The sequence below is a fragment of the Bordetella trematum genome (assembly GCF_900078335.1).
In the GTDB taxonomy this organism is placed as follows: domain Bacteria; phylum Pseudomonadota; class Gammaproteobacteria; order Burkholderiales; family Burkholderiaceae_B; genus Bordetella; species Bordetella trematum.
Window position 1 is genome coordinate 52,988 of sequence record NZ_FKBR01000022.1, and the last position, 12,788, is coordinate 65,775.

General features: G+C 66.1%; 11 protein-coding genes and 2 tRNA genes. 8 read left to right on the forward strand and 5 right to left on the reverse strand.

The features are described 5' to 3' along the window. Positions 1-124: 124 nt before the first annotated feature. Complete coding sequence (locus A7V84_RS11180) at positions 125-1,099, reverse strand: NAD(P)H-quinone oxidoreductase (RefSeq protein ID WP_063491413.1); 975 nt, start codon at positions 1,097-1,099, stop codon at positions 125-127. Positions 1,100-1,217: 118 nt separating this feature from the next. Between A7V84_RS11180 and A7V84_RS11185 the strand changes: the two genes are divergently transcribed. From A7V84_RS11185 to A7V84_RS11210, 7 genes are all read left to right on the forward strand, one after another. Then, positions 1,218-1,307 (forward strand) — tRNA-Ser (locus tag A7V84_RS11185). Next, positions 1,280-1,672 (forward strand): hypothetical protein, encoded by a 393-nt coding sequence (locus tag A7V84_RS21480; RefSeq protein WP_025516603.1) that lies wholly within the window; start codon positions 1,280-1,282, stop codon positions 1,670-1,672. The genes A7V84_RS11185 and A7V84_RS21480 overlap by 28 nt, the downstream gene beginning before the upstream one ends. Before the next feature lie 57 nt (positions 1,673-1,729). Next, positions 1,730-2,170, forward strand: coding sequence for a DUF2946 family protein (locus A7V84_RS11190; protein WP_063939995.1), 441 nt, complete (start codon positions 1,730-1,732; stop codon positions 2,168-2,170). Between the two features lie 198 nt (positions 2,171-2,368). Then, a complete protein-coding gene (locus A7V84_RS11195) occupies positions 2,369-4,576 on the forward strand; it encodes a TonB-dependent receptor (RefSeq protein WP_115638857.1) in 2,208 nt (735 codons plus the stop codon). A gap of 13 nt (positions 4,577-4,589) precedes the next feature. Continuing rightward, positions 4,590-6,104 carry a PepSY domain-containing protein gene (locus A7V84_RS11200; RefSeq protein WP_038854991.1) on the forward strand — a complete coding sequence of 505 codons (1,515 nt, stop codon included), beginning with the start codon at positions 4,590-4,592 and terminating at the stop codon, positions 6,102-6,104. Between the two features lie 183 nt (positions 6,105-6,287). After that, positions 6,288-6,372, forward strand: a tRNA-Leu gene (locus A7V84_RS11205). A gap of 175 nt (positions 6,373-6,547) precedes the next feature. Further along, positions 6,548-7,090: a PIN domain-containing protein gene (locus tag A7V84_RS11210; RefSeq protein ID WP_033535359.1), complete on the forward strand. Its 543-nt coding sequence runs from the start codon at positions 6,548-6,550 to the stop codon at positions 7,088-7,090. On the opposite strand, the gene A7V84_RS11215 is transcribed toward A7V84_RS11210, so the two are convergent. The 4 genes from A7V84_RS11215 to rpsO form a co-directional block, all read right to left on the reverse strand. Then, complete coding sequence (locus tag A7V84_RS11215) at positions 7,084-8,301, reverse strand: threonine ammonia-lyase (RefSeq protein ID WP_033535240.1); 1,218 nt, start codon at positions 8,299-8,301, stop codon at positions 7,084-7,086. The genes A7V84_RS11210 and A7V84_RS11215 overlap by 7 nt on opposite strands. A gap of 15 nt (positions 8,302-8,316) precedes the next feature. Next, complete coding sequence (locus tag A7V84_RS11220; RefSeq protein ID WP_033535241.1) at positions 8,317-9,045, reverse strand: hypothetical protein; 729 nt, start codon at positions 9,043-9,045, stop codon at positions 8,317-8,319. A 184-nt stretch (positions 9,046-9,229) separates the two neighbouring features. Then, positions 9,230-11,389 carry a polyribonucleotide nucleotidyltransferase gene (pnp, locus tag A7V84_RS11225; RefSeq protein ID WP_025516616.1) on the reverse strand — a complete coding sequence of 720 codons (2,160 nt, stop codon included), beginning with the start codon at positions 11,387-11,389 and terminating at the stop codon, positions 9,230-9,232. 89 nt (positions 11,390-11,478) lie between these two features. Continuing rightward, complete coding sequence (gene rpsO / locus A7V84_RS11230) at positions 11,479-11,748, reverse strand: 30S ribosomal protein S15 (RefSeq protein WP_025516618.1); 270 nt, start codon at positions 11,746-11,748, stop codon at positions 11,479-11,481. A 301-nt stretch (positions 11,749-12,049) separates the two neighbouring features. Between rpsO and A7V84_RS11235 the strand changes: the two genes are divergently transcribed. Continuing rightward, entirely contained in the window at positions 12,050-12,568 is a 519-nt protein-coding gene (locus A7V84_RS11235; RefSeq protein ID WP_025516620.1) for a hypothetical protein, read from the forward strand. The last annotated feature ends 220 nt before the right edge of the window (positions 12,569-12,788 follow it).

Sequence of the window (12,788 nt, forward strand, 5' to 3'; positions counted from 1 at the left end):
GCGCCTGGGCGCGGCCCGGGCCTGGCCCCCGGCGACGATACGGCAATGGCCCGGAACGGCAAAGCGCACCGGGCGGAACCAGCAATTGTATCCTGTTGGGGCGGTTTTCGCCGCCCCCATTCTGTTACACGGTCAGGATGATTTTGCCGACCTGTTCGCCGGCTTCCATCATGGCATGGCCACGGGCGGCCTCTTCCAGCGGCATGGTGGCATGGATGATGGGCTTGATGCGGCCGCTTTCCAGCAGGGGCCAGACATGCTCGCGCAGGGCGCGCGCGATCTCGCCCTTGAAGGAGACCGGACGCGGACGCAGGGTCGAGCCGGTCACCGTCAGGCGGCGGCGCATCACTTCATTGCAGTTGATCGTGGCACGCGAGCCACCCAGCAAGGCAATGATGACGATGCGACCATCGTCGGCCAGGCAGCTCAGGTCGCGGTCGATGTAATCGCCGGCCACCATGTCGAGCACCACGTCCACCCCCCGGCCATCGGTCATGGCCTTGATTTCCTTGGTGAAGTCCTGCGTCTTGTAGTTGATGCCGCGCGCGCCCAGGCGCTCGACCGCAGCCACGCGCTCATCGCTGCCCACGGTGGCGAACACCGTATGCCCCATTGCGCGCGCGATCTGGATGGCCGTGGTGCCGATGCCGCTGGCCCCGCCATGCACCAGCAGGGTTTCCCCTTCGGCCAGCGCGCCACGATCGAACACATTGCTCCAGACCGTGAAATAGGTCTCCGGCAAACCGGCCGCTTCGATATCGCTCAGCCCCTTCGGAATCGGCAGGCATTGCAACGCGGGGGCCACGCAGTACTCGGCATAACCGCCGCCCGCCACCAGGGCGCAAACCTTGTCGCCGATGCGAAAGCCGCCTGCGGCGGCATCGCCGGCGACGATCTCGCCTGCCACTTCCAGGCCCGGCAACTGCGAAGCCCCCGGCGGCGGCGCGTAATTGCCCTTGCGCTGGAACACGTCAGGGCGGTTGATGCCGGCTGCCGACACCTTGATCAACACCTCGCCCGGCCCCGCTTCGGGAATCGGGCACTCGACCGGCACCAGAACTTCCGGACCACCCGGCTGGCTGATTTCTACTGCGCGCATGACACGCCTCCGTCCTTGATTGGCCAAATAGATTATTATGACGCCCTTTACGGGAAGCTGCGCCGGCCTGATCGGCTGCCAGCCCCCCGACGAGGGCGCACCTGGCGTCCTCCAGACAGGAAGCGTGGCCGAGCGGTTGAAGGCACCGGTCTTGAAAACCGGCAAGGGTTTATACCCTTCGTGGGTTCGAATCCCACCGCTTCCGCCAGCCGGCCGTCCGGCCTGCCCCATGAAAGCCATCGCGGCCTGCGCGATGGCTTTTTGCTTTTGGGCCGCGCGGGCGCGGCCCGCAAGGCAATGGGCGATCCGATGTTCGTGCTGGCGGGTCGCAAGCTCGTGCCCACGCCGTCGGTTGCGCTGTTCACACTGCACGACTCCGGTCTGCTGCCTCCCATGCCCGAGCAGCTCGCGCGCAGCGCGCACGCCGCTGGGCAAGAAACCGGTTTCGGCACCAGCTGCCATGCGCTTTTGCAACAAGGTATCATTCTCATGGCGGCGAGCTGCTGCAGGCCGGCTTCCCGGATCGGGCAGCCGGCCTGCAAGGTGCCGCCTCGAAGAAAACAAATCACCTGAAGGGGAGAAGCCCGGCATCGCATCGCGGTCAGCGCCGCGACGCAGCCGGACCAATGCATGCTGGCAAGCGTCGACATCCAGACAGCGCAGTGGACCGCCGCGCGCTTGCGCCGCCTGTCCCGCCTGGCGCGGGGCGGGCTGCTGGGCTGGCTGCTGCTGATGGTGGCCTGCCGGGCCATGGTGCCGGCAGGCTATATGCCGCAAGCCTCCTCCGAACGACAGGTGGCGCTGACCTTCTGCAGCCCCGATAGCGCTCTGAGCACAATCCTGGTGGCCGCCGGATCCCCGGGCGACCACCCCGAGTCCGGCGCCGACGCTCTCGCCTGCGCCTTCTGTCTGCTGTCGCAACAGGCAGCCTGCCTGCCGCATCGCGGCGACATCGCCTTCTTTGCACCGCTGGCGCAAGCCCCGCCCGGTCTTGGCCCCTTGCCCCTGCCTGCGCCCACGGCCCCCATCGGCGGCCCGCCGCTGGGGCCGCGTGCGCCGCCCCTCGCCTGAGGCGACGGGCGCTCCCTACGCCGGATCCATCCCGGCTCCTCCCGGGGCCTTGCCGCCCGCCTTTCGCCCCCTCCCCCGCTTGATTCCCAGGTCACACGCTACGGCGCTGCCCACTTGAATGGCAGGCCGGGCCGTACCTGGACGCCGCCTGTTCACCGTCTTTTGCGCCCGTCGCAAAAGCTGCAAGCCCGTTCATTTATGAAAGCCCTCACGATCTCCGGCGCCATGTTCGCGCTGATCGCGCCGTCCATCCTCCATGGCGCCCCCGACGTTGCTCAGACGCCTGCCACCGACCCGCAGCACACTACCGTCACCACCTTGCCCGCCGTGAAGGTCCGTTCATCGGCGCCGATCGTCAACGGTCCGATCGACTTCGACGCCACGGCCGGCACCGCCAGCCGCCTGGGCCTGAGCGTGCGGGAAACGCCCGCCGCCGTGACTGTCATCGATCACGCCACGCTGCAGCAACGTGGCGCCCGGGACACGCAGGAGATGCTGCGCGGCGTGCCTGGCGTGGTGGCTGCCTCCCCCCCCGGCGCGGTCAGCGTGAGTTATCGCGGGTTCACCGCCGGCCAATTGGCGGTGCTCTACAACGGCATCAACCTGCAGGAGGCGGGCCAGGCCACCCGGCCCGTGGACAGCTGGATCTACGATCGGGTCGAGGCGATGGGTGGCCCCGCCGGCTTTCTCTACGGCGCAGGCGCCGTCGGCGGCGCCATCAACTACCTGACCAAAACCGCGCAACGCGATGACTTCCAGGAAGCCGAGATCCGCGTCGGCGCCTACGGCCTGCGCTCGGTCGGTCTGGGGCTGAACCGGCAACTGAGCGGCGGCCAGGGCGAAACGGCCCACTATGTGCGCATCGATGCCCTGCATCGCAGCAGCAGCGGCTGGGTGGAACGCAACCGCTCGCATGCCAGCCAGGTGGCGTTCTCGCTGCTCTCGGATCTCACGCCACAGCTCTCGCACACGCTGGCCTACGAGTATCAGAGCGAAACCGAACACAGCCCCTACTTCGGCACGCCTGTGCTGAACCCCCTGCGCGGCGAACTGAAGGTCGCGCCCGGCACCCGCTTCAAGAACTACAACAGCCACGACGCCCGCTATGAACAACAAGTGCAATGGCTGCGCTCGGTTGTCGACTACCGCGCCAGCGACACCTGGCAGTGGCGCAACACCGCCTATCTCTATGACACGCAACGCAATTTCCGCAACGTCGAGAACTACAGCTATACACCCGACAACAGCGCCATCCTGCGCAGCGGGCCGTATCTGCAGCGCCACGAGCACAAACTCTACGGCAACCGCCTGGAAGTCACGCACCAGGGCTGGCTGGGCAAGCGACGCAGCGAGTGGGCCTTCGGCCTGGATACCAGCGTCGGGTATCGCAGCAATTATCCGAGCAGCGTGGCCTACAGCACGATCGTCGACCCCTACGATTTCGAGGTCGAAGACTTCTTCGACATTCCCGGCATGCAGAACGCCTTCCACAAGGACCGGCGCACCCGGCTGCGCACCATCGCCGTCTCGCTGGAGAACCGCAGCGAAATCACCGATGAGCTCGCACTGGTCAGCGCCCTGCGTCACGAACGCCTGAAGCTCGATCTCAAGAACTACCGCCAGCCCACACCCACCAATCCGCCGCACTTCGGCCGCAGATACTCCGCCACGACCGGTCGCATCGGCCTGGTCTGGGACCCCGCGCCGGGCTTCAATCTCTATGCCCAATACGCCACCTCGGCCGACGCCCCGGCCGGCAGCCTGGCCGCCACGACCTACGCCAACCTGAACGCCAATGCCAGGCTCAGCACGGGCAGGCAGTTCGAGATCGGCAGCCGCTTCAATTTCTGGGATGACCGGCTGACGCTGGGTCTGGCCGCCTACGAGATACGCCGCAAGAACGTCGCCACGCCCGACCCGAGGGATCCGCGCGCCACGGTGCAGGCCGGCGAACAATCCTCACGCGGACTTGAGCTGTCGCTGGGCCTGATGCCCACGGCCGCATTGCGGGTGCAAGGCAACCTTGCCTATGTCGACGCCCGCTATGACCGGTTCACGCAGAACGTGGCGGGCACGGCAGTATCCCTGGCCGGCAACGTACCGGCCAATGTGCCCAAATGGGTCGCCAACCTCTGGCTCGACTATGACCTGCATCCGCAATGGACGGCCAGCGCCGGGCTGCGCCACGTGGGCAAGGTCTATGGCAACGCCGCCAACAGCTACCGGGTGCCGGCCTATACCTTGCTGGACCTGGCGCTGGCCTACCGCCTTGACTCGCGCATCACGCTCACCGGGCGGGTACGCAACGTGACCGACGAGAAGTACGCCGTCAACACCAACAGCATCTCCTATTACTACGCCGGCGCGCCGCGCACGTATGAGCTGGCGCTGCGGGCGTCATTCTGAGCGCAGGACAATCATGGCCTTGCGCAACCCCAAACGACTGGTGTACCTCCTGCATCGCTGGAGCGGCGTGCTGATGGCCGTGCCGATGGCGCTCTGGTTCCTGAGCGGCATGGTGATGCTGTTCGTGGGCTACCCCAAGCTCTATCCCTGGCAACACCTGGCACGGCTGGAGGCGCTAGGTCCGGACAACTGCTGCCTGCCGCTGGACACGCTGCTCGCCGCCCAGCCCGGCGACGTCGGCGAGATCACCGGGCTACGCCTGATTTCGGTCGCCGGCCGGCCCCAGTACCAGATCACGCGGGGATCCTCGATCCAGGCCCTGGACGCACAGACAGCCAGCCCGATCGACGGCACCGATCCCGCCCTGGCCCTGGCGTCGGTAGTCCAGTATCTGCCGGGCAGCACGCCTACCCATGAAGGCCTGCTGCAGGCCGATCTCTGGACCCGCTCCGCTGCGCTCAACCCCCACCGGCCGCTGCACAAGATCGCAGTGCACGATGCTGCCGGCACCATCGTCTATGTCTCTTCGCGCACCGGCGAAGTGCTGCAAAAGACCGATGCCTGGAACCGCGGCTGGAACTACGTCGGCGCCTGGCTGCACTGGCTCTACGTGTTCCGCGGCCCCAGCCCCGCCCCCGTCTGGCACTGGCTGATCGTGATCCTGTCTGCCGCGGCCACCTTCAGCACCCTGGCCGGCGTTCTGGTGGGCATCTGGCGCTGGCGTTTCGCCCGCCCCTATCGCTCGGGCTCGCGCAGCCCGTATCCCCGCGGCGCGCTGCGCTGGCACCACCTGAGCGGCCTGATATTCTGCGTTACCGCCGTGACCTGGATATTCAGCGGCCTGATGTCGATGAACCCCCTGGACATACTGTCCGCCAGGGATCGACCGGATCGCACGGCCTACCAGGGACGGACGCTGTCCCAGGCCGGCTTTGCGCGCGAGGCCACCGACCTCATCCAGGCGCAGCCGGCAGGCAGCGTAAAGGAAGTCCGCTGGTCGGTGATCGGCGCGCACCCCTATCTGATCGGGCGAAGCGCCGACGGCCAGCCTGTGGCGCTGTCGGCCCGAGCCTCTCGTGTGGGGCCGCAACCCGAAATCGATCAGCTCCGTCTGCTGGCAGCAGCCCGCCAGCTCTACCCGGCCCCGGTCCGGTCGATGCAGCGCCTGCAGGTTCATGACGCTTACTACTACCCGCGTGCCCCGCAAGCCATGCGTGGCGCGCGGGAGAAGCCGCTGCCGGTCTGGCGCATCGAGTTCGATGACCCGGGAAACACCTGGGTCCACATCGATCCCCGTACCGGCGACATAGAAAGCACCATGGATCGACGCCAGCGCCTGGGCCGCTGGCTGTTCGAGCTGCTGCACAGCTGGGACCTGCCTGTCATGCTGGCGGCGCCCGGCTGGCGCGAGGCCATCCTCATCCTGTTCAGCCTGGGCGGTCTGGCGCTCAGCGCAACCGGCATCCGGATCGGCTATCGCCGCTTGCGGACGACGCTGACGCACGCAGCGCCAGGTGGCGGCAAATGACGGGCTCGGGGCACGAACCGGCCAGGCGCGGCCGATGAGTGCAGCTATAATGCGGCTCCACCTCTGCGGTCAGCCATGGCGGGTTTACGCCCGCCGATGCATCTCCCGGCTGACTGGTGGGCACGGCGACAGCGCAGCAACCCGGACGGGTCGCCATCGTTGCCGCCAGATGGCCTGCATGCCGCACCCATGGCGAAATTGGTAGACGCAAGGGACTTAAAATCCCTCGCCGTAAGGCGTCCCGGTTCGATTCCGGGTGGGTGCACCACGCTGCAGGCGGCAAGCGGCGTTGACGCCGCCTGGCCTGCCCCGGCGCAGGCTCGCCCGGCCCGTTTCGGCTGGCCGCCGGTGCCCGGCCCTGGATTTCCCCCATGACTAACGCCCTTTCCCCATCCATGCCCTCGCCTGCCGCGCCCTTTGTCGTGCTGGACGCCTGCGTTCTGATGTCCGGCATCGTGCGCCGCCTGATGCTGCGCCTGGCCGACGCCGGCCTCTACCAGCCGGTCTGGAGCGAACGCATCGGACTGGAATGGCGGCGCAACGCCGCCCGCCTGTGGAGCCTGCCCGCCGAGGTGATGCAGGCCCAATGGGAGGAACTGAACGAACGCTTTCCCGGCGCCATGGAGCATGATCTGGCCGCCTATGAGAGCGGGCTGCGCTACAGCGACCCCAAGGACTTCCATGTGATCGCCGCCGGGCTGGCGCGGCGTGCTCGCTGCGGCCTGCAGCAGACCCCCGTGGTCCAGATCGCCACCTGGAACCTGAAGGATTTCAATCGCTCTGAATTGCGCCGCCGGGGCCTGGATGCCTTCAATCCGGACCTCTTGCTGGCGCGCTGGCATGCCGTGGCGCCTCAGGCGCTGCGCCGTGCCGCTGAGCAGGTGCCCGAGGACTGGGTCGCCCTGGGCCGCGAAGCCGAACCGCTGGCCGCCACCCTGCAACGTGAACGACTGTACCGTTTGAAAAGCCTGCTCGCAGCTCAGTGATCGTGGTTGCTGGCCGCGAAACCGGCGCGGTTCAGCACCCCGATGACTTCCTCGATGTGATCGTGCCCGCGCGTCTGAAGCACGAAATCGACCTCGACATTGCGCACCGGCAGCGCGGTGAAGGCGCGCTGATGGTGCACCTCGGTGATGTTGGCATGGGCATCGGCGATCAGCTTGGTCGCCTGCGCCAACGCCCCTGGCAGATCGCGCAGGTCGACCCGGATACGCGCCAGGCGCCCGGCGCGCACCATGCCGCGCTCGATCAGATCGCCCAGCATGAGCGGATCGATATTGCCACCGGTCAGCACCAGACCGATGCGCTTGCCGTGATAACGCTGCCCGCCACGCCCCTGCTCCTGCAGCAGGGCCGCCAGGCCGGCGGCCCCCGCCCCCTCGACTACGGTCTTCTCGATTTCCAGCAGCACCACGATGGCGTGCTCGATGTCGGCCTCGCTGACCAGCTCGATGCGATCCACCAGGCGGCGCACAATCGCCTCGGTAAGCGTACCCGGCGATTTGACCGCAATGCCCTCGGCAATGGTGTAGGCGCCGCTCTCGCGATCCTGACCATGGATGGCGGCGTACATCGACGGAAAGCGTTCGGTCTGCACGCCGATGATCTCGATATCCGGCTTGATCGCCTTGGCCGCCGTGGCGATGCCGCTGATCAGGCCGCCTCCGCCGATGGCGATCACCATCGCGTCCAGATCCGGCTGGTCCTGCAGCATTTCCAGACCGATGGTGCCCTGCCCGGCGATCACCGCCTCATCGTCGTAGGGGTGGATCATGGTCAGGCCGCGTTCGCGGGCCAGCTCATAGCCCTTGGCCTTGGCGTCATCGAAGGTATCGCCGGCCAGCACCACCTCGGCTCCGAAACGGCGCGTATTGGCGACCTTCACGGTGGGGGTGAAGCGCGGCATCACGATCACCGCCGGCACGCCCATGCGCTGCGCATGATAGGCCACGCCCTGAGCATGGTTTCCGGCCGACACGGCAATCACGCCCGCAGCGCGTTCGGCCGCGGAAAGCGTAAGCATGCGATTGAGCGCGCCGCGCTCCTTGAAGGAGGCAGTGAACTGCAGGTTCTCGAACTTCAGCCAGACCTCGGCGCCCAGCATGTCGGACAGGGTGCGTGACAGCGTGAAGGGAGTCTTCAGCACCTGTCCGCGCAGATTGTCACGGGCGGTCTGGATGGCGGCGAGATCGGTCATGGGTAGGGACGGCGCTCAACGCACCGGCAGAAAATTAAAGAAAAGCAGACCCTGGGCATAATTGATGCCGACCCGGCGCGAGTTCTCGCCCAGCAGATTGGCGATCAGGTCCAGCCGACCGATGATAGCGCCGAACTCGCGCTCGAAACTCAGATTGGTGACCGTGGCAGACATCTCATTGGCCAGCAACAGCGGCTCGCCCTGGGCATTGCGGCGCGATGACAGCAGCCAGGCCGCCGCCTCGACGTTGCGCGCGGCATTGAACACCCGCTGGCCGTCCAGCACGTCCGAGACATAGAAACGGGTTTTCCCATTGTGCGCCGCCAGCATATTGTCGGCCAGGCCATAAATGAAGGCGGCCACCCTGTCGCCGGCGTAGTTCGGGTCAAGCGAGACTGCCAGCACCTGGACATCCTGCAGGCCCGCCAGGCCCGCGGGCGCGCGCCGCTCGGCGATCAACTGTTTGACATGCGCCACCGCCTGCGCCTGGTCGGCGAAACCCGACTTGCGCCATTCGCGGGGATTGCGCCGATAGAGTTTGTCGAGCAGCGAATACAGGCTGGCGAGGTTGTCGCGCATGGACAGCGTGACCGTACGATTGAAATCGGTCTGGCCGAACTGATCGGCCGACATGGGTTCGCTCTTGGGACTGCCCTTGTCGGTGGGGGCACCCGAAGGCGCCGCACACCCCGCCAGGACAGCTCCTGCCGCCAGCATCGCCGCCACTCGCCGCCATTGCGTCATGCCATACCCACCCTTGCCCAGAAAATATGCTCCGCGTGGATGGGACCCGCGCGGCAGAGTGGCAAAACTTTACCGGATCTGGATCTGACCGCAAGCGGGAAAATACCCTGCGCGATCCCGCCGGAAGGCGCTCAGGGCCAAAAAAAACGGCGCCCGAAGGCGCCGTCTTCATGCCGCGTGGCGATTACTCGCCTTGCGGAGCCGCTTCAACGGCGCCTTCGGCGCCAGCGGGTTGCTGCTGCTCGATGCCGCCGATCGCCTTGATCGACAGACGCAGACGGCCCTTGTCGTCGGCCTCGATGACCTTGACACGAACCTGCTGGCCCACCTTCAGCACATCGTTGATGTTCGCGATGCGGTAGTTGGCGATCTCCGAGATGTGCAGCAGGCCGTCACGGCCCGGCAGCACCTGCACGATGGCGCCGAAGTCCAACAGGCGCAGCACGGCGCCTTCGTAGACCTGGCCCACCTCGACATCGGCGGTCAGTTCGACGATGCGGCGCTGGGCTTCCTTGGCCTGACCTTCGTCAACGCTGGCGATGACGATGGTGCCGTCATCGGAGATGTCGATCTGGGTGCCGGTTTCTTCGGTCAGCGCACGGATGGTGGCGCCGCCCTTGCCGATCACGTCGCGGATCTTCTCGGGATTGATCTTGATGGTCAGCATGCGCGGAGCGAAGGCCGACAGCTCGGTACGCGAACCGTCCAGCGCATCGCGCATCTTGCCCAGGATATGCAGACGGCCTTCGCGGGCCTGGGCCAGCGCCACCTGCATGATTTCCTTGGTGATGCCCTGGATCTTGATGTCCATCTGCAGCGCGGTGATGCCGTTGTCGGTACCCGCCACCTTGAAGTCCATGTCGCCCAGGTGATCTTCGTCGCCGAGAATGTCGGTCAGCACGGCAAACTTGCCGTCTTCGAGGATCAGGCCCATGGCCACGCCAGCCACGTGATCCGTGGTCGGCACACCGGCGTCCATCATGGCCAGCGAACCGCCGCACACCGATGCCATCGACGACGAGCCGTTGGACTCGGTGATCTCGGACACGATACGGATGGTGTACTGGAAGTCTTCGGGCTTGGGCAGCACCGGCACCAGCGAGCGCTTGGCCAGACGGCCGTGGCCGATTTCACGGCGCTTGGGCACACCGATGCGACCGGTTTCGCCCGTGGCGAACGGCGGCATGTTGTAGTGCAGCATGAAGCGATCACGGTACTCGCCCATCAGGGCGTCGATGATCTGCTCATCCTGCTTGGTGCCCAGCGTGGCCACCACCAGCGCCTGGGTTTCCCCACGCGTGAAGAGGGCGCTGCCGTGGGCGCGCGGCAGCACGCCCAGACGCACGCTGATCGGGCGCACGGTGCGGGTGTCGCGACCGTCGATGCGCGGCTCGCCATTCAGGATCTGGCTGCGCACCAGGCGCGCCTCGATGTCGAACAGGATGTTCTCGACCGTCACGCTGTCCGGTGCCGGCTGGCCGGCTGCGGCAGCCTGCTCGGCCAGCGTGGCCGAGACGGCGGCGTACACTTCACGCAGCTTGGCCGTGCGAGCCTGCTTTTCGCGGATCTGGTAGGCGGCATTCAGGCCTTCCTGGGCAGCCGCGGTGACGGCGGCGATCAGGGCCTCGTCCTTGGGAGCGGGAGCCCAGTCCCACTCGGGCTTGCCGGCATCGCTCACCAGGTCATGGATGGCGTTGATGGCAGCCTGCATCTGCTCGTGGCCGAACACCACGCCGCCCAGCATGATCTCTTCGGAGAGCTGCTTGGCTTCGGATTCGACCATCAGTACCGCGTTTTCCGTGCCCGCCACCACCAGGTCCATCTGGGAGGACTTGAGCTGGGAAGCGGTCGGGTTGAGGATGTACTGACCATCGGCGTAACCCACGCGGGCAGCGCCGATCGGGCCGTTGAACGGGATGCCCGAGATCGCCAGCGCAGCCGAGGCGCCGATCATGGCGGGGATGTCGGGATCGATTTCCGGGTTGACCGACAGCGTGTGGATCACCACCTGCACGTCGTTGTAGAAACCTTCCGGAAACAGCGGACGCAGCGGACGGTCGATCAGGCGCGAGGTCAGCGTTTCCTTTTCGGAGGGCTTGCCTTCACGCTTGAAGAAACCGCCGGGGATGCGGCCGGCGGCATAGGTCTTCTCGATGTAATCGACGGTCAGCGGAAAGAAATTCTGACCGGCCTTCGGCTTCTTGGCCGCGACGACCGTGGCCAGCACGACGGTGTCCTCAACGGACACAAGCACAGCGCCGGAGGCCTGGCGAGCCATCTCGCCGGTTTCCAGTACGACCGTATGCTGGCCGTACTGGAAGGTCTTGGTCACTTTATTGAACATGACAAAGGTTCCTTGCAAATGAAAAACCGTGGCCGTCGCGACAGCGTCGCAGCGACCACGGTTGTGTCATGGGGAGCCAGCCCCGTCGATCACTTGCGCAGACCGAGTTTTTCGATCAGAGCGCGGTACGAATCGGGATTGCGGCCCTTGAGATAGTCGAGCAATTTGCGACGACGGCTGACCATGCGCAGCAGACCGCGGCGCGAGTGGTGGTCCTTCTTGTGTTCCTTGAAGTGACCGGTCAGCTCGTTGATGCGGGCGGTGAGCAGAGCCACCTGAACTTCGGGGGAGCCGGTATCGCCTTGAGCGCGTTGGAATTGCGTAACGATGTCGGCTTTGTTGATGTCAGCAACGGACATTATTGACCTCTATGACATGCGTCAGGGCCGAGGTGCCCTGACGTGGGTTTAAAAAATGCATACTCGCACAATGGCGGCGAAGAAAGCCAAGTGCCGGGAAACGCTACAGGCCGCCAGGAATCACTCCCGGGCCATCCTGCCCTGACACTCGTGCCGGCAGATTTTTCCCGCCAGCCGATTCGCCGGATTGCCCTGCCTGCACACGCAGGCGGGACAAATCGGAGGCAATTATAGCTGATTCGCTAGAATTGCTCCTGAGTTCATCCGGGCTGATTCGCCCGGTCTTCCAGGAGACCCTCGCATGACCCCCTTTTCCCGGCTCGTCCGCCTGCTCGCGCTGGGCGGCATGGCCGCCACCCTGGCGGCGTGCACCCCGATGAACAAGCTACCGCCCGGCACCCCCTACGCCACCGTCATCAGCGATTACGGCCAGCCCAATTTCCGCTGCCAATGGCCCGACGGCGTCGAGCGCGTCATCTGGACCCAGCAACCCATGGGCCAATACGCCTGGGGCACCAACCTGCTGCCCGACGGCCGCGTAGAGAAGATCGAGGCGCTGCTCACCGACGCGCATTTCAAGCGTCTGGGCGAAGGCGTCTGGACGCCGGAGCGTGTGCGCTGCGAATTCGGCCCGCCCGCAGACATCAGCGATGTCGGGCTGCCCAACGTGCGCCAGACCGTCTGGGCCTACCGCTATCTGGAGTCCGGCGTCTGGAACTCCCTCATGTACGTTTACTTCGGCCACGACGGCAAACACGTCACCCGCTTTCATCCCGGCCCGGACCCCATGTACGAAGACAAAAGCTGGGGCTGGATGTAACGTCGCCGCTGCGCCAAACGAAACAGCCCCACAAAGGGGCTGCACATCATCCTTGCACAGGAAGCACTACCTCGCCGCCGGGCCGCTCCCAAGGCGGGGCAGCCCCCCCTCGGGGGGCAGCAAGCACGCTAAGCGTGCGCAGCGTGGGGGCACACCCACTCGTGGGGCACCTCTACGCAAAAACAGCCGCCCCGCCGCCGGGCCGCCCCAAGGCGGGGCA